Source organism: Variovorax paradoxus (assembly GCF_030815975.1).
GTDB classification, from domain to species: Bacteria; Pseudomonadota; Gammaproteobacteria; order Burkholderiales; family Burkholderiaceae_C; genus Variovorax; species Variovorax paradoxus_N.
Window position 1 is genome coordinate 3,292,606 of the sequence record NZ_JAUSXL010000002.1, and the last position, 19,420, is coordinate 3,312,025.

Genomic DNA, 19,420 nt, shown 5'->3' on the forward strand with positions numbered 1-19,420 from the left:
CGGGCGGCGCCAGCGGGTGCTCAATCCGCCTCGACCGGGGCCAGCATCGTCCCTCGGCAGTTCGGCGAGCCGCAGCGGCAGGGGTATTTCTCGGCGGTCGAACCGTCGTCGGCGGTCAGCGAATAGTCGATGAACAGCTCGTCGCCGGCATCTACGGGAACCAGAGTCTGGAACTTCAGCAGCAGGTCGCCCGCGTCGTCGTACTCCTCGACCGCTTCGCAGTTGGGGTCGCAGGCGTGGTTCAGGTGGCGCGTGCCGTTTCCGCCCTTGGCGCCGTCGATGGTTTCCTGGTTGGAGAGCGTGAACAGGTAGGTGAGCTGGTCGTTCCACGTTTTGGCAGCAATCTCCTGCTGCGTGTAGCGGCGGCCTTCGTAGAGGCCGAGGAAGGCCTCCGCCGGGAGATCGCAGGTCGCAAACGCACCGAGCCCATGCACCCCGCTGGGCGCGACCCGGATGTTGGGCGTGGACGAGGTTTGCTTGCGGGGTTTCATGTGCGGAAGAGCCGATGGATTGGAGACGCGCTCATTCTGCAGGCTCTTCGTCCGCTTGCGCCTGGAACATGCGCGTGAAATCGCAGCATTCCTGCGCCAGCATCACGATGGACGAGGTCAGCGCGCTGCGGTGCTCGCCCTTGTGCATGGCCACGTAGCGCACCACCGGCAGGGCGGGCAGCACGTCGATCACCGCGAGCATGCCGGCCGAAACGAGCGGGTCCAGGCACTGGCGTGGAAGGTAGCTCACGCCCAGCCCCGACACCGTGAGCCCGGTCAGCGCCACGAGGTTGCTCACCACGATGGTGTCGGCGGGCTGCACGCCCTGGTCCTTCATCCAGGCGTCATAGGCGCGCCCGGTGCCCGAGCTCTTGCCCTGCACCAGCATGCGGTGGCGCGCGAGCTCGTGCAGCCGCACGGTGCCGGCGGCGGCAACCACGCCGGGCTTGCACATCCAGGCGCTTTGCACCTTGCCGATGGCCTTGCTCTGCATGCGCGAGTCGGCAAAGGTGTCGGGCACGATCACCAGGTCGAGCTCGTCGGCCAGCAGCTTGTCGCGCAGTTGCAGGCTGTCGTCCACGTCGGGCTCGAGAACGACCTTGGGGTAGTGCCGCTGGATCACGCCCACCAGCCGGGGCAGCCACGTCATCGCCGTGAGCTCCGTCACGCCGATGCGCAGCCGCCGCTCCACCACGCCCGGCTTGCTGAACTGCTCGACGGCGGCGTCGCGCTGCTCGAGCAGCCGGGACGCGAGCACGAACATCTCCTCGCCCTTTTCGGTCAACCGTGCGGTGCGCTGGCTGCGGTCGAACAGCTCGGTGTCGAACAGCAGCTCGAGCTCATGCACCCGCTTGGACACGGCCGATTGCGAGGTATGAAGCTGGTTGGCCGCCTGCGCGAAGCCGCCCAGCCTGGCGATCCAGTACAGGGCTTCGAGCTGCTTGAAGGTCATCACGGTGCGTGCTCTTTTGATTGAGTACTTTTATTCATCTTATTCAATCACAAAAAATCGCTTTTGGAAATTTGAAGCCGAGCCGAAGATGCGCCCGTATTGCCCCATGTCGCCCCTGCCTCTTCTTCAAAGGAACATTCCATGAACTTCAAACTGTCCCTCGCGCTGGGTGCCAGCATCGCGCTGCTCTGCGGTGCCGCGGCCGCGCAGGAGAGCCCCACGCTGCGCAAGATCAAGGAAAGCGGCACGGTGCAGATCGGCAGCCGCGACACGCAGATTCCGTTCTCCTACAAGACCGGCGCCGAGAGCGCGCCCATCGGCTTCACCAACGAGATCTGCCTGAAGGTGGTCGACGCCATCAAGGCCAAGCTCGGCCTTTCGAAGATCGAGGTGCGCTACACGCTGCTCAATTCGACCAACCGCATTCCGCTGGTGCAGAACGGCACGGTCGATCTCGACTGCGCGACCACCACTAACACGGTGCAGCGCCAGCAGCAGGTCGACTTCGCGCCGAGCCATTTCGTCACCAACATCACCGCCGCGGTGAAGAAGAACTCCGGCATCAACTCGATCGCCGACCTGCAGGGCAAGACCGTGGCCACGGTGGCCGGCAGCACGTCGATGCAGCTGCTGCGCGGTTTTCGCAAGACCGAGAACATCGAGGTGCAGGAAATCGCGGGCAAGGACACGGCCGATGCCTTCCTGCTGCTCGCGAGCGACCGCGCCGTGGCCTACGTGCTCGACGACGTGCAGCTGGCCGGCCTCATCGCCAACCAGCCCAACGCCTCCGACTACAAGCTGCTGAAGGACGTGCTGCGGCAAGAACCCTACGGCATCATGATGCGCAAGGACGACCCCGAGTTCAAGGCCATCGTCGACCAGGCCGTGACCGAGATGATGAAGTCGGGCGCCATCGACAAGCTCTACGCCAAGTGGTTCATGGCGCCCATTCCTCCGCGCAACGTGAACCTCAACTTCCCGATGTCCGACGCCGTGCGCGAGGCCTACAAGAACCCGAACAACAAGGGCGTTTGAAGATGCCGGCAAACACACACCATGCCAGAGGGCTGGCGTTTTCCGACGCGCTGATGCGCGAGGTGAAGCAGCGCTTTCTCCATGTCGACCACGACCACCACGGGCGCGAGCGCCTCTACTTCGACAACGCGGGCGGCTCGTTCCGGCTGAAGGCGGCGGCCGAGCGCTTCATGCAGGTCGATGCCATTCCCGACAACGCCGAGCGCATCCACGCCACCGCCGTCGAGCTGCAGCAGATCCAGGCCAGGGCCGCGGCCGATGTGCGCACCATCCTCAACGCGCGGGGCGGCAGCGTCTATGCATCGCTGACGGCATCGGGCGCGATGTTCGACATGGTGCGCGCCATCGCCGAGAACGTGCCGGGCACGAACATGGTCACCACCGTGCTCGAGCATCCCTCGTCGTTCGACGCGATGAGCCTCTATGCCGGCAAGTCCGGCCGCGAACTGCGGGTGGCCAGGAGCAACCCCGAGACCGGCGGTGTCGATGCCGACGAGATCGTGCGGCTGGTGGACCAGGACACCTGCCTGCTCAACGTGATCTACGCATCGAACATCTCGGGCGCCAAGCTCGACATGGAGCAGATCGTGCGGCGCGCGCGCGAGATCAAGCCCGACCTCTACATCGTGGTGGACGCCGTGCAGCATGCGCCGCATGGGCTGATCGACCTGCAGAAGACGCCGGTAGATGGCATCAACATGGCGCCCTACAAGTTCTTCGGCTGCCGCGGCTCGGGCCTGTCGTGGGTGTCGGACCGCGCGGCGCTGCTGCCGCACCACAGGCTCGCGGGCAAGAAGCCCGACTTCTGGGACCTGGGCAGCTCGGCACCGTGGCAGTTTGCCGTGCTCACCGAGATTGTGGACTACGTGTGCTGGCTCGGCGGCCATTTTTCGGACGACACCGAGCGGCGGGCGCTGTTCGAAGCAGGCATCGCGCACATCGAGTTGCACGAGCGGGCCTTGCTGGCGGCGCTGCTGGACGGAAGCGGCGGCGCCGCGGGCCTGCGCAGCATCGAGGGCGTGAAGGTCTTTCTTGACCACCCGGACCTGACGAAGCGCGACCTGATCATCGGCATCGGCTTCGAACACCTCGACTGCACGCAGGCCGTGGTCGAGTACGGCTTGCGCGGCGTGACGGTCTACGAGCGCGTGGCGAGCAGCATCTACTCGAAGCGCATGCTCGATTCCTTCGGCCTTGAAGGCACGGTGCGGGTTTCGCCGTTGCACTGCCATTCGGCGGCCGACATGGAGAAGTTTCTGCGCGTGACGCAGGAGATTGCGCTCAGCGCGAAGGGGTCGCGGACAGGAACCGGCGGATGACCGGAACCACCTGCTCGAGGTGCGTCTCGAGCAGCCAGTGTCCGCCATCCGTCAGCACCAGCTCGGCCTGCGGGATGTCGCGCAGGTAGGCGCGCGCGGAGGCTTCGGGCATGTAGCCGTCGTTCGGTCCCCAGACGATGAGCGCGGGCGGCTGGTGTTCGCGCAGGTAGGCCTGGTAGCGCGGGAACCATTCGAGGTTCTGCTTCAGGCCCTCCATCAGCTTGAGCGCGAGCGCGCGGCGCTGCGGCGTGTTCATCAACGGCCAATGAAGCTTCCACAGGTCGGGTGGAATCTGCGCGGCCTGGGCTTCGGAAACCTCGCCGACGAACTCGGCGCGAAAACCTTCTTCGCTCACGGCCTCTTCGAGCACTGCCCGGTTGCTGTCGGATGGATCGCGCCAGAACACCTGGATGGCGCGGTACTTGGGGCCGAGCGTGTCTTCGTAGATGTCGCCGTTCTGGATGATCAGCGCAGCCACGCGTTCAGGCCGGCGGATGGCCAGGCGCAGGCCGATCTGCGAACCGTAGTCGTGCAGGTAGAGCGCGTACCGGTCGAGGCCCAGCTTGCGGCAGAAGGCTTCCAGAAAGCCCGCATAGGCATCGAAGTCGAAGCCGAAGGCATCGGCGGGCGGCGTGTCGCTCAGACCAAAGCCAGGATAGTCCGGCGCCACGAGACGCCACTTGTCCGCCAGCGCCGGCATGAGCCGGCGGTACTGGAACGACGAGCACGGATAGCCGTGCGGCAGCAGCAGCACCGGCGCGTCGCGCGGGCCGGCTTCGCGGTAGAAGATCTGCATTCCGTCGACATCGGCGAAGCGATGCGCCACCGCGTGGGCATCGGCGGTCAGCGTGGGCGTGGAACTGCGTTCGGTCATGCAGCCCATGCTGCACGCCGATGCGCGGCGGCGGTTGTAGGCGCCGACTGATGCGCGGCGTCGGACGCCCGCAATGCGGGCGGCGGCTTGCGATCAGGCCAGCAGGTCGCTCAGCGTGCGCGCGATCACCTTGGTGGCGCGGCGCAGGTCTTCGAGCACCACGCGCTCGTCGCTGCGCTTGGCGTTCGATTCGAGCACGGTGCGCGGGCCCGCGCCGTAGATCACGCCCGGAATGCCGGCTTCGCCATACAGGCGCACGTCGGTGTACAGCGGCGTGCCCATGGCCTTGATCGGCTCGCCGAACAGTTCCTGGCCGTGCTTCTGGATGGCGTCGACCAGCGGCTTGTTGCCTGCCAGCGGCTTCATCGAATTGGCGAGCAGCAGGCGCTTGATGTCGACCGTGATGCCGATGCTCTCGGCCGCGGCATCGGCAATCACCTGGCGGATCGTGGCTTCGACCTCGACCGGGTTCTCTTCGGGGATCATGCGGCGGTCGAGCTTGAACACCACCTTGCCCGGCACCACGTTGGTGTTGGTGCCGCCTTCGATGCGGCCGACGTTGAGGTAGGGGTGCGTGATGCCCTCGACCTTCGACGTCACCTGCTGGTAGAGCGTGTTCTGTGCGTAGAGCGCATTGAGGATCTTCACCGCACCCTGCAGCGCATCGACGCCGCTGGTCGGAATGGCCGCATGGGCCATCTTGCCGTGCACCGTCACTTCCATCTGCAGGCAGCCGTTGTGCGCGGTGACCACTTCGTAGCTGAAGCCGGCTGCGATCATCAGGTCGGGCTTGGTGAGGCCCTGCTTGAGCAGCCAGCCCGGGCCGAGGATGCCGCCGAATTCCTCGTCGTAGGTGAAGTGCAGTTCGACGCTGCCCTTCGTTGGCTTGGCCACGGCTTCGAGCGCGCGCAGCGCGAAGGTGAAGCTTGCGAAGTCGCTCTTGCTCACGGCGGCGGCGCGGCCGTAGAGGCTGCCGTCGGCAATCTCGCCGCCGTACGGATCGTGCGTCCAGCCTTCGCCCGGGGGCACCACGTCGCCGTGCGCATTGAGCGCCACGGTGCGGCCTTCGTTGCCGTACTTGCGGCGCACGATCAGGTTGGTGATCGATTCGAGGCCGTAGTCCTTCACTTCCTGCGTCGGCACGGCGTGTTTCTCGGCGTCGAGGCCGAAGTCCTTCAGCAGCTCGGCCGTGCGCTCGGCATGCGGCGCATTGTTGCCGGGCGGCGTGTCGGTGGGCACGCGCACCAGTTCTTGCAGGAACCGCACTTCCTCGTCGAAGTGGGCGTCGATCCAGGCGTCGAGCTTGGCGTAGTCGGTCATGTGTCTTCTTTTCAGTGGGCTTGTTCGGTGGCGAGGTTGTCCAGCAGATGCTGGAAGGCCTGCACCGCGAGCTGGATGTCGTCGTTGGTGCTCGATTCGAGCGGGTTGTGGCTGATGCCCGAGTTGATGCCGCGCACGAAGAGCATGGCCTGCGGCATCACCTCGTGCAGCTTCATCGCGTCGTGGCCGGCGCCGCTGGGCATGCGAAAGAGCGGCACGCCGAGCGATTCGACCGCCTTTTCCCAGCGCTGCTGCCATTCGGGCGCGCTGGGCGCGGCGGCTGCGCGCATGGCCTCCTCGATCACGAAGCGCACGCCGCGGCGGTCGGCAATCTCTTGCAGCGCGGCCACCACGTCGCGCACCACGGCGTCGCGCTGCGGATCGTTGGGCGCGCGGATATCCAGGCTGAACTTGCAGCGTCCGGGCACCACGTTGATCGAGCCGCTCGGCACTTCGAGCATGCCCACGGTGGCGACGGAGTCGCCGTCCTTCGCTGCGCGCTGCTCGGCGAAGAGGATCAGCTCGGCCACCGCGGCGGCGGCATCGCGGCGCCGGCCCATCGGCGTGGTGCCGGCATGGCTGGCCATGCCGATCATCTCGCCCACGTAGCGCACGCCGCCATTGATGGAGGTGACGATGCCCAGGGGAATGTCGAGCTCGGTGAGCACAGGGCCCTGCTCGATGTGCACCTCGACAAAGCCGAGGTAGCGTGCCGGATCGCGCTGGATCTTCGGGATGTCTTCCTGCTTCAGGCCGGCGTGCTGCATTGCCTCGCGCATCGTGATGCCGTCGGCATCCTTCTGGTCGAGCCAGCGCGGGTCGAAGTGGCCGATGAGCGCGCCCGAGCCCAGGAAGGTGGCCTTGTAGCGCTGGCCTTCTTCTTCGGCGAAGCCGACCACCTCGAACGCGAACGGCAGGCGCCTGCCCTGGCGCGCGAGTTCGCGCACGCAGGCTACGGCCACGAAGATGCCCAGGCGTCCGTCGTACTTGCCGCCGTTGCGCACGGTGTCGTAATGCGAGCCGGTGAGCAGCGCCTTCGCGTCGGGCGTGGCCCCTTCATAGCGGCCGACCACATTGCCGACCGCATCGATGTGCACCGAGTCGAAACCGCAATCGCGCATCAGGCCCGAGATCTGCGCGGCGCAGGCGCGGTGCGCGTCGGTCAGGTAGGTGACGGTGAGCTGGCCCTTCTCGGCATAGCCCGGATCGGTGTGCACCGAGAGCGCTTCCTGCCAGTCCCAGACGTCGTTGCCGAGCGAGACGTCGGCGCCGAACTTGTCGTCGAGCCGGATCTCGGCGATGCGGTGGATGTTGCGCAGCGCCTCGCCAAGCTCGAAGGCCGGGTGATGGTGCAGCCGGCGCTCGAAGGTGTCGATGATCTCGCGCTTGGAAAGCCCGGTGCCGCGCGGCCCGCGCACCGCGAGGATGAACGGGAAGCCGAACTTGGCGTTGTAGTCGGCATTGAGCTGCTGGATTTTTGCGAACTCTTCGGGCGTGCAGTCGGTGAGGCCGGCCCTGCCTTGCTCATGGGTCGATTCGGCCGTGAGCGTCTTGCTGACCATGGCCTTGCCCGCGAGTTCGGGGTGGGCGCGGATCAGGCCCAGCTGTTCGTCGGCCGAGGCCGATGCCACCGCCTTCACGAGCGCGTGCTTCAGCTGTGCGAGCGAGCGGAACGGGCGCACCGCGAGCGCGCGCTCGGCGATCCACGGCGAATGTTCGTAGGTGCCGTCGAGCAGCGCCAGGGCATCGGCCGGCGTTGCTGCGTTCAGTTGGTCGAGGGTCAGGCTCATGACGGGTCTCCTGTGGCGGCCGCTTCGAAGGGATGAACCTGCTTCCAGTGGCGCGCGATGTCCAGGCGCCGGCAGACCCACACGTCCTCGTGCTGGCCGATGTGATCGAGAAAGCGCTGCAGCGCGGTGATGCGGCCGGGCCGCCCGAGCAGGCGGCAGTGCATGCCGATGCTCATCATCTTGGGGCTGTTGTCGCCTTGCGGATCGCCTTCGGCATAGAGCGCGTCGAAGCTGTCCTTCATGTACTGGAAGAACGGATCGGCGTGCGAGTAGCCCTGCGGCAGCGCAAAGCGCATGTCGTTGCAGTCGAGCGTGTAGGGCACGATGAGCTGCGGCACCACGGTGCCGTCGGTCTTCTGCACCTTCATCCAGAAGGGCAGATCGTCGCCGTAGTAGTCGCTGTCGTACTCGAAGCCGCCGTAGTCGGCCACGAGGCGGCGCGTGCGCGGGCTGTCGCGGCCGGTGTACCAGCCCAGGGCGCGTTCGCCCGTGAGCTTCTCGATGGCTTCCAGCCCCAAGCGCATGTGTTCGCGCTCGGTGGCTTCGTCGAGGTTCTGGTAGTGGATCCAGCGCCAGCCGTGGCAGGCGATCTCGTGGCCCAGTTCCTTGAAGGCCGCGGCCAGCTCGGGGTAGCGCTCCAGCGCCATGCCCACGCCGAACACGGTGAGCGGCACGCCGCGCTTCTCGAACTCGCGCAGGATGCGCCACACGCCCGCACGCGAGCCGTATTCGTAGATGCCTTCCATGCTGATGTGCCGGTCCGGGAAGCTCGCCGGATTGAACATCTCGGAGAGGAACTGCTCGGAGCCCGCGTCGCCATGCAGCGTGGCGTTCTCTGCGCCCTCTTCGTAGTTGAGGACGAACTGCACCGCAATGCGCGCGCCGCCCGGCCATTGGGCATGCGGCGGATTGCGGCCGTAGCCGACGAGGTCGCGCGGGTAGGGCAGGGTGGTGTCGTAGACGGTCATAGGCTTTTCAGGACAGTGCAAGCGAGATGTCGTTGGTTGGAACCTTGCGGTCGAAGGTCAGGTTGGCCTCGACGTGTTCCAGGTGTTCGGTCATGAGGCGCACGGCGCGCTCCTCGTCGCGCGCGGCCAGCGCCTTCACGATGTCGGCGTGCTCGTCGTTGGAGTGCTCGGCCGCGCTGGTGCTCTGGTACATCAGCGTGATGAGGGCGCAGCGCGAGATCAGCTCGCCGAGGATCTGCGCCAGCACCTGGTTGCCCATGAGCTCGGCCATGCGCACGTGGAAGTCGCCGAGCAGCTCGGTGCGGCCCGAGATGTCCTCGCCCGACACGGCGGACTTCTCGAGCGCCACGTGTTCCTTGAGCGCCTTGATCTTGGCCGGCGTGACGGTGCGCACGAACTCTCGCGTCATCTCGGCCTCGAGCATGCGGCGCACCGCGAACACCTGCCTGGCCTCGTCGACGGCCGGCGTTGCCACGAAGGCGCCGCGCGCGGGCTCCAGGCGGATGAGCTTGTTCTGCGAGAGCTGGAACAGCGCCTGGCGCACCAGCGTGCGCGACACGCCGAAGTGGTCGGCCAGCTTCTGCTCGGCCAGCTTGGTGCCGGGCTGCAGCCGGTGCTCGACGATCGCCTTGGTGAGCGCGTCGACGATCGAACGGGTGGTGGAGGACTCCATGTTTTTCATGATAGACCCAAAGCCGGTAACTGTATACACTTTTGTCCACCGGAATTTCCCGCACCCGATTCCATCATTGAAGGAGCGCCCCATGGGCTTGAGCACTCACGTACTGGACACGATGCACGGCGGCCCCGCGGCCGGCATGGAGGTGGCGCTTTACACCACCCAAGGCGACGCCGCCACGCTGGTGAAACGCTTCACGCTGAATTCGGACGGCCGCAGCGACGCGCCGCTCTACGACAACCACTCGCTCAAGGTCGGCACCTACCGGCTGGTGTTCGACGTGGCGGCTTACTTCAAGGCGCGCGGCGTCAAGCTGCCCGAGCCCAACTTCCTGAACAAGGTGTCGCTGGACTTCGGCGTGGCGCACACCGACCAGCACTACCACGTGCCGCTGCTCGTGAGCCCGTGGAGCTACTCCACCTACCGCGGGTCGTGACTCGCTCTTGTCCTCAGCAGCTTCGTGGAACACCGCGGAACCGGCTTTGCCGGGCCGCTGGTGTTGCCCCCGGCGAGGGGGTTGGCGGAGCGACACGAAGTGCGCGAAGACTGGGGGAGAGCCAGTTACTGCTGCCCTTCGGTCAGGGTATCGAGTTGGAAGCGCCCGCTCTTGTCCCAGAGCCAGGTGTCGGTCCAGGTGACCGCACCGAGGCGCGTGGCGGAGGGGAAGGGCGAGGCCTGCAGCACGGCGCGCTCGATTTCGGCGATGACCTCGGGCGCATGCTTGGGCGCGCGCATCCAATGCAGCGACACCACCTTGCCGCCGGCGTCGAGATTCACCTGCAGCGTGCCGACGGCATAGAGCATGGGCGGCAGCTGGCCGCTGTAGATGCGGGACCTGTTGGCTTCGTAGACGTGGCGCGCGGCGTCGCGGCGGTACTCGCGCGCGGTGGCCGCATTCGATGGGCGCGGCACGGCGCCGGCGACGGCTGCCGCCGCGCGCGGCTCGGTCTTGGTTTCGCTCAATTGGCCGGGAACGGCCCCGGGACTGCCGCAGCCGGCGAGCCAGAGCGAGGAAGAAAGAACGGATGCCGCCAATGCAAGGCGGCGCGGCGTAAGCTGACGTTTCATCGTCGGGTTATACCGTGAGTCTCGTGCAAACCCGCAACCGAAGGTATCGGAAATGAACGGCATGGTCGATCAGCTGCTGGCCCGTCTCGCGCGCGAAGACGCGGTGCTGGTGCGCGTCGAATCCACGCAGGGCTCGGCGCCGCGCGAGGCCGGCACCTGGATGGCGGTGTGGGCCGAAAGGCTCACGGGCACCATCGGCGGCGGCCAGCTCGAGTTCCAGGCCACGCAGGAGGCGCGCGAATTGCTCCACGGCCAGCGCGCCATCGATGGCGTCCAGCGCTATCCGCTCGGCCCGAGCCTGGGCCAATGCTGCGGCGGCGTGGTGTTTCTCTCTTACCGCCGCATCACGGCGGCCGATGCGCCGGCACTGCAGCGCGAACTGGTCGCGCAACTCGAACCCGTGGCGCTGTTCGGCGGCGGCCACGTGGGTGCCGCGCTCGCGCGGCTGCTGGCCGGCCTGCCGTTTTCGGTGCGCTGGATCGATAGCCGCGACGGCGTGTTCCCCGATGCACTGCCGGCGCAGATCGAGACCGAGCATTCCGAGCCCGTGCAGGACGCCGTGGCCGCACTCGCACCGGGCAGCCGCGTGCTGATCATGAGCTTCAGCCACGCCGAAGACCTGGACATCGTCATCGCCTGCCTCAAGCGCCTGCGCACGCACAACGACCTGCCCTACATCGGCCTGATCGGCAGCCGGACCAAGTGGGCCACCTTCAGCCACCGGCTCGAGGCCCGCGGCTTCACGCCCCACGAGCTGGCGCGCATCACCTGTCCGATCGGCGTGCCCGGCATCACGGGCAAGGAGCCCGAAGTGATCGCGGTCGCGGTGGCGGCACAGTTGTTGCAATCGCTGGGCTAACAAAAAAGCCCCGCCCTTTGCCAAAACTGTATACACTTTCGGTCCACAACAAGCCGCAGCGGAGCGAGGCCCATTTCATGGAGCCTGCGTTCGCGGCACTTTCTCTGCTTACAGCGCCCGCAGTGGTGAGCAGGCTGAAACCCCTTCGCGGCGACACGATGCGCCGCCAGGGTTGAGAGAGAGCACCACACATGGAAAGCTATTACCTCGACTGGGCCAACCTGCTGCTGCGCTGGGTCCACGTCATCACCGCCATCGCCTGGATCGGCGCCTCCTTCTACTTCGTGATGCTGGACAACAGCCTCGAGAAGCCGCAGGACCCCGAGTCGCTCGACAAGGGCGTGGGCGGCGAGCAGTGGGCCGTGCACGGCGGCGGCTTCTACAACATGCAGAAGTACGCGCTGGCGCCCAAGAGGCTGCCGGACCACCTGCACTGGTCGTACTGGGAGAGCTACAGCACGTGGCTCACGGGCTTTGCGCTCTTCACCATGTCGTACCTGTGGAACGCGAGCACCTACCTGATCGACAAGTCGAAGATGGATTGGCAGCCCGGCGCGGCCATCGGCGTGGCGCTGGCCTTCTTCGTCGTGTTCTGGATGGTCTACGACGGCATCTGCCAGATCTTCGGTCGCCGCAAGAACGGCGACACCATCGTCGGCGTGCTGATCGCAGTGTTCATCGTCTTCGCGACCTGGCTGGCCTGCCAGTGGTTCGCGGGCCGCGCGGCCTTTTTGCTGGTGGGCGCGATGATGGCCACCACGATGAGCGGCAACGTGTTCTTCTGGATCATTCCGGGCCAGCGCAAGAACGTGCAGGCGCTGCGCGAGGGCCGCCCGGTCGATCCGGTGCACGGGCAGCGCGGCAAGCAGCGCAGCGTGCACAACACCTACTTCACGCTGCCGGTGCTGTTCGCGATGCTGAGCAACCACTACAGCTTCACCTACACGCACAAGTACAACTGGATCGTGCTGCTGCTGATCATGCTCGGCGGCGCGGCCATTCGCCAGTTCTTCGTGGTGCGGCACCGCTTCAAGCTCGGCAACGCGGGCAACCCGCTGCCTTATGCGCTGATCGGCATCGTGGTGCTGGGGCTCACCATCGTGTGGATGAAACCCGAGCCGGCCGCTACCCCCGCGGCGACCGCAGCGGCGCCCGCGGTGGCGTTCAAGGACGTGCAGAAGGTGCTCGAGCAGCGCTGCTTCATGTGCCACGGCGAGGCCGTGCAGATGAAGAACGTGCGCGTCGACACGCCCGACCAGGTGGCGGCGCATGCGCAGGCCATCTACCAGCAGGTGGTGGTCACGAAGATCATGCCGATGAACAACGCGACCGGCATCACCGAAGAAGAACGCGCACTGATCGGCCGCTGGTTCCAGGCCGGGGCCAAGACCAACTAGCTGGATCGGATAGACCGCGGTCAAGAGCGTGGGCCGCCGTTCGCAGCACAATCGCCGGATGGAGACAAAGCAAGCCATGACCGCATCGAACCCGTCCTTCGGACCCGCACCCGATCCGCGCGAAGCACCGCGCGCCTTTCTCGAACATCTCTACCGCGTGGCGGTGGACCGCGCGCTGCCGCTGTCCACGCTGGGCGCGCATCTGCCCAAGCCGCCCAAGGGCCGCACGCTGGTGCTGGGCGCCGGCAAGGCCGGCGGCTCGATGGTGCAGGCGCTCGAAGCCCTGTGGCCGGCCGATGCGCCGCTCTCGGGCCTGGTCGTCACGCGCTACGACCACATTCCGCCGCGCCCGGAAGGCGTGCCACAGCGCGTGGAGATCGTCGAGGCCGCGCACCCGGTGCCCGATGCGGCCGGGCAGCAGGCGGCGGCGCGCATCCTCGCGCTCACGCAGGGCCTCACGGCCGACGACCTCGTGCTGTGCCTCATTTCCGGCGGCGGCTCGTCGCTGCTCGTCTTGCCGGCCGAAGGCCTCACGCTGGCCGACAAGCAGCGCATCAACAAGCAGCTGCTCGACAGCGGCGCCGGCATCGGCGAGATGAACTGCGTGCGCAAGCACCTGTCGCGCATCAAGGGCGGCCGTCTTGCGGCGGCCTGCGCGCCGGCCCGGGTGGTCACGCTCACCATCAGCGACGTGCCGGGCGACGACGCGGCCGTCATCGCCAGCGGCCCCACGGTGCCCGATGCCACCACCTGCGCCGAGGCGCTGGCCATCCTCGACCGCTACAGCATCGAGGTGCCGGCGCCCGTGCGTGCGCAGCTCGAGAGCGGCGAACTCGAAACCCCGAAGCCGGGCGACGCGGTGTTCGCGGGCCATGAAGTCCACCTGATCGCCACGCCGCAGCAGTCGCTCGAAGCCGCGGCCAGGGCGGCGCGCGAGGCCGGCATCGAGGCGCACATCCTCAGCGACGAGATCGAAGGCGAATCGCGCGAGGTCGGCAAGGTGCATGCGGCGCTGGCGCGCGCCGTGGCGCACCGCGGCCAGCCGTTCGCGCGGCCCTGCGTCATTCTTTCGGGCGGCGAGACCACGGTCACGATCCGCCCGCGCCAGCCGGGCCAAGCCAAGGGCCGCGGCGGCCGCGCCGGCGAACTCTGCATGGGCCTGGCCGGCGCGCTGATGGGCCAGCCGCAGGTCTGGGCGTTGGCCGCCGACACCGACGGCATCGATGGCGTGGAAGACAACGCCGGCGCCTTCGTCACGCCCGACACGCTGGCGCGCGCCTCCGCGGCCGGCAGGAAGCTGTCGGACCACCTGGACCGCAATGACGCCTACGGCTACTTCGACGCGATCGGCGACCTGTTTGTGACCGGCCCCACCAACACCAACGTCAACGACTTCCGCGCGCTGCTGATCCTGTAGCGGCTGCAACGGCAAAAGGGGCCGGTTTCCCGGCGCCGGCGGGCTTCGCGAACTCGGGTTAATCTATGCACCCGGCGGCAATTTGCCGCCGTTGTCGCAAGCGCACCTTCCGGGTGCCGCGCCGCGCACCCATCCAGATTTCCCCTTTTCACCATCATCCAGTCCCCGAAGGAAAAGTTCGCCATGACCGCCACTTACACCGACACCCGCCTGCTGATCGACAACGAATGGGTCGACGCCACCGGCGGCAAGACGCTGGACGTCGTGAACCCGGCCACCGGCAAGGCCATCGGCAAGGTGGCGCACGCCAGCATCGCCGACCTCGACCGTGCCCTGGCCGCAGCCCAGCGCGGCTTTGAAAAGTGGCGCAACACGCCCGCCAACGAGCGCGCCGCCGTGATGCGCCGCGCCGCTGGCCTGATCCGCGAACGCGCGCCTGAAATCGCCCGGCTGCTCACGCAGGAGCAGGGCAAGCCGCTGGCCGAAGCCAAGGGCGAAACGCTGGCCGCTGCCGACATCATCGAATGGTTCGCCGACGAAGGCCGCCGCGTCTACGGCCGCATCGTGCCTTCGCGCAACCTGAATGCGCAGCAGCTGGTGATCAAGGAGCCGCTGGGCCCGGTCGCCGCGTTCACGCCCTGGAACTTCCCCATCAACCAGATCGTGCGCAAGCTCGGCGCCGCGCTGGCCACCGGCTGCTCGTTCCTGGTGAAGGCGCCCGAAGAAACCCCGGCCTCGCCCGCCGCGCTGCTGCAGGCTTTTGTCGATGCCGGCATTCCGCCCGGCACCGTGGGCCTGGTGTTCGGCAACCCGGCCGAAATTTCCAACTACCTGATCTCGCACCCGATCATCCGCAAGGTGACCTTCACGGGCTCCACGCCGGTCGGCAAGCAGCTGGCCGCGCTGGCCGGCTCGCACATGAAGCGCGTCACCATGGAACTGGGCGGCCACGCACCGGTGATCGTGGCAGAGGACGCCGACGTGGCGCTGGCCGTGAAGGCCGCGGGTGCCGCCAAGTTCCGCAATGCGGGCCAGGTCTGCATCTCGCCCACCCGCTTCCTGGTGCACAACAGCCTGCGCGAGGAATTCGCCCGCACGCTGGTCAAGTACACCGAAGGCCTGAAGCTTGGCGACGGCCTGGCCGAAGGCACGACCCTCGGCCCGCTCGCCAATGCGCGCCGCCTCACGGCCATGGCCCACGTGCTGGACGATGCGCGCAAGAAGGGCGCAACCGTGGTCGCCGGCGGCGAACGCGTCGGCGACTCGGGCAACTTCTTCGCGCCCACGGTGCTGACGGACGTGCCGCTCGACGCCGACGTGTTCAACAACGAACCCTTCGGCCCGATCGCGGCGATCCGCGGCTTCGACACGCTCGAAGAAGCGATCGCCGAAGCCAACCGCCTGCCGTTCGGCCTGGCCGGCTACGCTTTCACCAAGTCGATCAAGAGCGCGCACCTGCTGAGCCAGAAGCTCGAACTCGGCATGCTCTGGATCAACCAGCCCGCCACGCCCTCGCCGGAAATGCCGTTCGGCGGCGTGAAGGATTCAGGCTACGGCTCGGAAGGCGGCCCGGAGGCGCTCGAGGCTTACCTGAACACCAAGGCTGTTTCGATCATGAGCGTCTAAGCAGCCGTTCGGTCTGCCGGCGTTTCTTTCTTCGGAAAGGCGGCATCGCTTCGCGGCGGTGTCGCTTTTTTTATGCCCTTGTTTCCAGGGCGCGCTCCCGCCGATGGGGTACCTTGTTCCGCGAATGTCCCCCGCCCTTCGGGCTCCTCCTTAATTTCGCTGCGCAAGGCACCCCATCGACGGGAGCGTTGGAAAGAGCGGTGGTTGATCAGCGATACACCAGCAGCGTGCCCAGGTGCACAGGGCATCGGGTGCTCCCCGCAGCGAAATCAAGGAGGAGGCCGAAGGCCGGGGGACATTCGCGGAGGGGAGTACCCGGTGTCCTGTGCACGCGCCCTGAACAAAGCAAAACGTCACTGCCACCCATACCGCCGCGCATACCAGCCCTTGACTGTCTGCGTGAGCGTTGCGTAGCCGCCCAGCATCAGCGCCAGCCACGGAAAGTACGCCAGCGGCAGCGCCTGCAGCTTGAAATAGTGCGCGAGCCGCCCCATCGGCAGCCAGATGCCCGCCGTGGCAATCGCGGCGCCCATGGCCAGCAGCGGCCAGGCCGCGCGGCTTTGCAGGAACGGGATCTTGCGCGTGCGGATCAGGTGCACCACCAATGTCTGCGACAGCAGCCCCTCGATGAACCAGCCTGACTGGAACAGCGTCTGGTGCGCCACCGTGTTGGCCGAGAACACGACCCACATCACGGTGTAGGTCAGGATGTCGAACACCGAGCTCAGCGGCCCGAAGAACACCATGAAGCGCCCCAGGTCGGCCGGATTCCAGCGCTGCGGCGTCTTCAGGAACTCTGTGTCCACGTTGTCGAACGGAATCGCGATCTGCGACACGTCGTACAGCAAGTTCTGCACCAAGAGGTGCAGCGGCAGCATCGGCAGGAACGGAAGAAACGCGCTGGCCACCAGCACCGAGAACACGTTGCCGAAATTCGAACTCGCGGTGAGCTTGATGTACTTCAGCATGTTGGCGAAAGTGCGGCGGCCTTCCACCACGCCCTGTTCCAGCACCATCAGGCTCTTCTCCAGCAGGATGATGTCGGCCGATTCCTTGGCCACGTCCACCGCGCCATCCACCGAGATGCCGATGTCGGCCGCACGCAGGGCCGGCGCATCGTTGATGCCGTCGCCCATGAAGCCGACCACATGCCCGTTGGCATGCAGCGCGTGCACGATGCGTTCCTTGTGCGCGGGCGTGAGCTTGGCGAACACCTGGTGCTCTTCGACCAGCGCGCGCAGCTCGGCGTCGCCCAGTGCCTCGATCTGGCGGCCGAGCACGACGCGGCCGGCCGCGATGCCCACATCGCCGCAGACCTTGCGCGTGACCAGCTCGTTGTCGCCCGTGAGCACCTTCACCGCCACGCCGTGCTCGGCCAGCGCGCGCAGCGCGGGTGCGGTCGATTCCTTCGGCGGATCGAGAAACGCCACGTAGCCCAAGAGCGTGAGCTCCGCTTCGTCGGCCACCGCGTAGGCCGGCTTGCGCGCCTCGGCTCTCAGCGTGCGGCTGGCCACCGCCACCACGCGCAGGCCCTGCGCGTTGAGCTCCGAAGCCACGCGGTGGATGCGCGCAAGCAGATCGGCGTCGAGCGGCAGCACTTCGTCTGCGCGCTCGACCGATGTGCAGGCCGACAAAATTTCTTCCAGCGCGCCCTTGCAGATCAGCAGGTGCTCGCTGCCGCCGTTCCCCACCACCACCGACATGCGGCGGCGCGAGAAGTCGAAGGGCACCTCGTCGATCTTGCGCCAGGCCGTCTGCAGCCGCGTTTCGAGCTGCATCTCGGCGTGGCTCAGCACGGCCTTGTCGAGCAGGTTCTTCAGGCCGGTCTGGTGAAAGCTGTTCAGGTAGGCGAGCTGCAGCACGTGGTCGGAGCCTTCGCCCCATGCGTTGGTGTGGCGCTCCAGCGCGATGCGGTCCTGCGTCAGCGTGCCGGTCTTGTCGGTGCACAGCACGTCCATGGCGCCGAAGTTGTGAATGGCTTCGAGCCGCTTCACGATCACTTTCTGGCGCGACATCACGACCGCCCCCTTGGCCAGCGTGGCGGTCACGATCATCGGCAGCATCTCGGGCGTGAGGCCGACCGCGATCGACAGCGCGAACAGCGCCGCCTCCCACCAGTCGCCCTTGGCCACGCCGTTGATCACCAGCACCAGCGGCGCCATCACCAGCATGAAGCGGATCAGCACCCAGCTCACGCGGTTGATGCCGGCCTGGAAGGCGCTGGTGCCGCGGTCGGCGGCGGCCACGCGCTGCGCGAGCGCGCCGAAGAAGGTACGGTTGCCGGTGTGCACGATGAGTGCGGTGGCGGTGCCGCTGATCACGCTGGTGCCCATGAAGAGCAGGTTCTCGCGCTCGAGCACGCCGGCCTCGGGGCCGCCGCGATCGATGGCGAATTTCTCGACCGGCATGGCCTCACCGGTCAGCGCGGACTGGCTGATGAACAGGTCCTTGGCGGCGAGCAGCCGGCCGTCGGCCGGGATCATGTCACCGGCCGAAAGGGCGATCACGTCGCCCGGCACCAGGTCGCGCATCGGCACCTCGGCGCGCACCGTGTCGGCGTGCGTGGCGTCGAAGCCGTCGCTGTCCGCGGCACTGTCCCCGCGGCCTGGCGCGGGCCGCAGCACCGTGGCGGTGTTGCTCACCATGGCCTTGAGCCGCTCGGCCGCCTTGTTGGAGCGCGACTCCTGCAGGAAGCGCAGCACCGTCGACAGCACCACCATGCTGCCGATCACGAGCGCGGCCTTCATGTCCTCCGTGACCCAGGAGACCAGCGCCAGCACGGTCAGCAGCAGGTTGAACGGATTGCGGTAGCACTGCCACAGGTGCGTCCACCACGGCAGCGGCTGCTCGTGGCGCACCTCGTTGCTGCCCAGGCGCTTGCGCAGCAACTGCGCGTGGCCTTCGCTCAGGCCCTGCGGCGAGCTGCCGAGCCTCCGGAGCATCTCGCCGGCCTCGGTGCCTGAGGCGGCGGCCAGTGCGTTTGCGATGTCGGGCGGCATCGCGGCCGAGGCCACGCCGACGGGCTTCGAGCCCAGCAGCGTCTGCCAGCGCTCGAAGTGATGCAGCATGCGGCGGCTGCGCAGGAAGCTCTCGAAAAAGGACTTCAGGACGTTCTTCATTTTTTTCCTTCACGGCGCCCGCCGCGAAGGGAAGAACCTCCCGCGTCAATCAGGCGTGGGAGTTCCCTTGCGGCGCGGCGCGCTGCACTTGGTGGTTGTCGATCGGGCGGAGCATGGGCGGCGCGCAGGGGCGCCAGCGAGAAGCGGGGTCCATCGAGGCCTCCTTGTTTCTTGCGTACCGGGTGGTGCGGTGCGGTGTGGCGCCTCAGCGCTGCCCTGCGCGCGGCGGCCGCTCGAGCAGCAGGAAGAAGTTGCGGATGCGCCGCGTGGTCCAGAGCGCGGCGGCGCGGTCCAGCGTTTCGTTCTCCACATCCTGCGCCGTGACCGCGCGCGCAGGCGCCTGCGCCGGCTGGCGGGCAGGTTGCTGCTGCACCGGCTGCTGTTGCTGCTGTTGATGAAGTTGAGATTGACGCATGGCAAGGCTCCTTCGCGCTGAAGGGCCTCGCGCACGGACACACGCAAGCTGACTGAAAAAGTCAGTGACGCAGAACGACGGGATTCGGAAG

Annotated in this window: 17 protein-coding genes; 7 read left to right on the plus strand and 10 right to left on the minus strand. The window is 67.1% G+C overall.

Translation table 11 applies throughout. From position 1 onward, the window contains the following. Positions 1-20: 20 nt before the first annotated feature. Entirely contained in the window at positions 21-491 is a 471-nt protein-coding gene (locus QFZ47_RS19250) for an SET domain-containing protein (protein WP_307657141.1), read from the minus strand. Between the two features lie 31 nt (positions 492-522). Next, positions 523-1,443, minus strand: coding sequence for a LysR family transcriptional regulator (locus tag QFZ47_RS19255; protein ID WP_307658973.1), 921 nt, complete (start codon positions 1,441-1,443; stop codon positions 523-525). Positions 1,444-1,584: 141 nt separating this feature from the next. On the opposite strand from QFZ47_RS19255, the gene QFZ47_RS19260 reads away from it, so the two are divergent. Next, positions 1,585-2,478 (plus strand): amino acid ABC transporter substrate-binding protein, encoded by an 894-nt coding sequence (locus QFZ47_RS19260; RefSeq protein ID WP_307657142.1) that lies wholly within the window; start codon positions 1,585-1,587, stop codon positions 2,476-2,478. 2 nt (positions 2,479-2,480) lie between these two features. Further along, entirely contained in the window at positions 2,481-3,797 is a 1,317-nt protein-coding gene (locus QFZ47_RS19265; RefSeq protein ID WP_307657143.1) for an aminotransferase class V-fold PLP-dependent enzyme, read from the plus strand. Here QFZ47_RS19265 and QFZ47_RS19270 read toward each other — a convergent pair. The 5 genes from QFZ47_RS19270 to QFZ47_RS19290 form a co-directional block, all read right to left on the minus strand. Continuing rightward, on the minus strand, positions 3,760-4,671 hold the full coding sequence (locus QFZ47_RS19270; RefSeq protein WP_307657144.1) for an alpha/beta fold hydrolase: 912 nt from the start codon (positions 4,669-4,671) through the stop codon (positions 3,760-3,762). The genes QFZ47_RS19265 and QFZ47_RS19270 overlap by 38 nt on opposite strands. 93 nt (positions 4,672-4,764) lie before the next feature. Continuing rightward, the gene (locus tag QFZ47_RS19275) at positions 4,765-5,991 is read right to left on the minus strand and encodes a M20 family metallopeptidase (protein ID WP_307657145.1); all 1,227 of its coding nucleotides are present in this window, start codon (positions 5,989-5,991) and stop codon (positions 4,765-4,767) included. Between the two features lie 11 nt (positions 5,992-6,002). After that, positions 6,003-7,781, minus strand: coding sequence for a 2-oxo-4-hydroxy-4-carboxy-5-ureidoimidazoline decarboxylase (uraD, locus tag QFZ47_RS19280; protein ID WP_307657146.1), 1,779 nt, complete (start codon positions 7,779-7,781; stop codon positions 6,003-6,005). Continuing rightward, positions 7,778-8,749: an allantoinase PuuE gene (gene puuE, locus QFZ47_RS19285; RefSeq protein WP_307657147.1), complete on the minus strand. Its 972-nt coding sequence runs from the start codon at positions 8,747-8,749 to the stop codon at positions 7,778-7,780. Before puuE ends, uraD begins: the two co-directional genes overlap by 4 nt. Positions 8,750-8,756: 7 nt before the next feature. Then, the gene (locus tag QFZ47_RS19290; RefSeq protein ID WP_503169954.1) at positions 8,757-9,431 is read right to left on the minus strand and encodes a GntR family transcriptional regulator; all 675 of its coding nucleotides are present in this window, start codon (positions 9,429-9,431) and stop codon (positions 8,757-8,759) included. Positions 9,432-9,513: 82 nt separating this feature from the next. Between QFZ47_RS19290 and uraH the strand changes: the two genes are divergently transcribed. Continuing rightward, positions 9,514-9,864: a hydroxyisourate hydrolase gene (gene uraH / locus QFZ47_RS19295; RefSeq protein ID WP_307657149.1), complete on the plus strand. Its 351-nt coding sequence runs from the start codon at positions 9,514-9,516 to the stop codon at positions 9,862-9,864. 125 nt (positions 9,865-9,989) lie between these two features. Here the strand turns inward: uraH and QFZ47_RS19300 are convergent, their stop codons facing one another. Then, positions 9,990-10,496 carry a hypothetical protein gene (locus QFZ47_RS19300; RefSeq protein ID WP_307657150.1) on the minus strand — a complete coding sequence of 169 codons (507 nt, stop codon included), beginning with the start codon at positions 10,494-10,496 and terminating at the stop codon, positions 9,990-9,992. 52 nt (positions 10,497-10,548) lie between these two features. Between QFZ47_RS19300 and xdhC the strand changes: the two genes are divergently transcribed. From xdhC to QFZ47_RS19320, 4 genes are all read left to right on the plus strand, one after another. Then, the gene (gene xdhC / locus QFZ47_RS19305) at positions 10,549-11,355 is read left to right on the plus strand and encodes a xanthine dehydrogenase accessory protein XdhC (protein WP_307657151.1); all 807 of its coding nucleotides are present in this window, start codon (positions 10,549-10,551) and stop codon (positions 11,353-11,355) included. 191 nt (positions 11,356-11,546) lie between these two features. Further along, positions 11,547-12,752: a urate hydroxylase PuuD gene (locus tag QFZ47_RS19310; protein ID WP_307657153.1), complete on the plus strand. Its 1,206-nt coding sequence runs from the start codon at positions 11,547-11,549 to the stop codon at positions 12,750-12,752. A gap of 76 nt (positions 12,753-12,828) precedes the next feature. After that, on the plus strand, positions 12,829-14,169 hold the full coding sequence (locus QFZ47_RS19315) for a glycerate kinase type-2 family protein (protein ID WP_307657154.1): 1,341 nt from the start codon (positions 12,829-12,831) through the stop codon (positions 14,167-14,169). A 183-nt stretch (positions 14,170-14,352) separates the two neighbouring features. Continuing rightward, positions 14,353-15,795: an NAD-dependent succinate-semialdehyde dehydrogenase gene (locus QFZ47_RS19320; protein ID WP_307657155.1), complete on the plus strand. Its 1,443-nt coding sequence runs from the start codon at positions 14,353-14,355 to the stop codon at positions 15,793-15,795. A gap of 353 nt (positions 15,796-16,148) precedes the next feature. Here QFZ47_RS19320 and mgtA read toward each other — a convergent pair whose 3' ends face one another. After that, entirely contained in the window at positions 16,149-18,914 is a 2,766-nt protein-coding gene (gene mgtA, locus QFZ47_RS19325; RefSeq protein ID WP_307657156.1) for a magnesium-translocating P-type ATPase, read from the minus strand. 205 nt (positions 18,915-19,119) lie between these two features. Continuing rightward, positions 19,120-19,329, minus strand: coding sequence for a hypothetical protein (locus QFZ47_RS19330; RefSeq protein WP_307657157.1), 210 nt, complete (start codon positions 19,327-19,329; stop codon positions 19,120-19,122). Positions 19,330-19,420: the final 91 nt, after the last annotated feature.

What these genes read in the sequence shown, in the direction of transcription:
- QFZ47_RS19330 (WP_307657157.1), bottom strand. Translation starts at nt 19,329, where the DNA reads ATGCGTCAATCTCAACTTCATCAACAGCAGCAACAGCAGCCGGTGCAG.
- QFZ47_RS19250 (WP_307657141.1), bottom strand. Translation starts at nt 491, where the DNA reads ATGAAACCCCGCAAGCAAACCTCGTCCACGCCCAACATCCGGGTCGCG.
- mgtA (WP_307657156.1), bottom strand. Translation starts at nt 18,914, where the DNA reads ATGAAGAACGTCCTGAAGTCCTTTTTCGAGAGCTTCCTGCGCAGCCGC.
- xdhC (WP_307657151.1), top strand. Translation starts at nt 10,549, where the DNA reads ATGAACGGCATGGTCGATCAGCTGCTGGCCCGTCTCGCGCGCGAAGAC.
- uraH (WP_307657149.1), top strand. Translation starts at nt 9,514, where the DNA reads ATGGGCTTGAGCACTCACGTACTGGACACGATGCACGGCGGCCCCGCG.
- QFZ47_RS19270 (WP_307657144.1), bottom strand. Translation starts at nt 4,671, where the DNA reads ATGACCGAACGCAGTTCCACGCCCACGCTGACCGCCGATGCCCACGCG.
- QFZ47_RS19260 (WP_307657142.1), top strand. Translation starts at nt 1,585, where the DNA reads ATGAACTTCAAACTGTCCCTCGCGCTGGGTGCCAGCATCGCGCTGCTC.
- QFZ47_RS19265 (WP_307657143.1), top strand. Translation starts at nt 2,481, where the DNA reads ATGCCGGCAAACACACACCATGCCAGAGGGCTGGCGTTTTCCGACGCG.
- QFZ47_RS19275 (WP_307657145.1), bottom strand. Translation starts at nt 5,991, where the DNA reads ATGACCGACTACGCCAAGCTCGACGCCTGGATCGACGCCCACTTCGAC.
- QFZ47_RS19310 (WP_307657153.1), top strand. Translation starts at nt 11,547, where the DNA reads ATGGAAAGCTATTACCTCGACTGGGCCAACCTGCTGCTGCGCTGGGTC.
- QFZ47_RS19290 (WP_503169954.1), bottom strand. Translation starts at nt 9,431, where the DNA reads ATGAAAAACATGGAGTCCTCCACCACCCGTTCGATCGTCGACGCGCTC.
- QFZ47_RS19300 (WP_307657150.1), bottom strand. Translation starts at nt 10,496, where the DNA reads ATGAAACGTCAGCTTACGCCGCGCCGCCTTGCATTGGCGGCATCCGTT.
- QFZ47_RS19315 (WP_307657154.1), top strand. Translation starts at nt 12,829, where the DNA reads ATGACCGCATCGAACCCGTCCTTCGGACCCGCACCCGATCCGCGCGAA.
- uraD (WP_307657146.1), bottom strand. Translation starts at nt 7,781, where the DNA reads ATGAGCCTGACCCTCGACCAACTGAACGCAGCAACGCCGGCCGATGCC.
- QFZ47_RS19255 (WP_307658973.1), bottom strand. Translation starts at nt 1,443, where the DNA reads ATGACCTTCAAGCAGCTCGAAGCCCTGTACTGGATCGCCAGGCTGGGC.
- puuE (WP_307657147.1), bottom strand. Translation starts at nt 8,749, where the DNA reads ATGACCGTCTACGACACCACCCTGCCCTACCCGCGCGACCTCGTCGGC.
- QFZ47_RS19320 (WP_307657155.1), top strand. Translation starts at nt 14,353, where the DNA reads ATGACCGCCACTTACACCGACACCCGCCTGCTGATCGACAACGAATGG.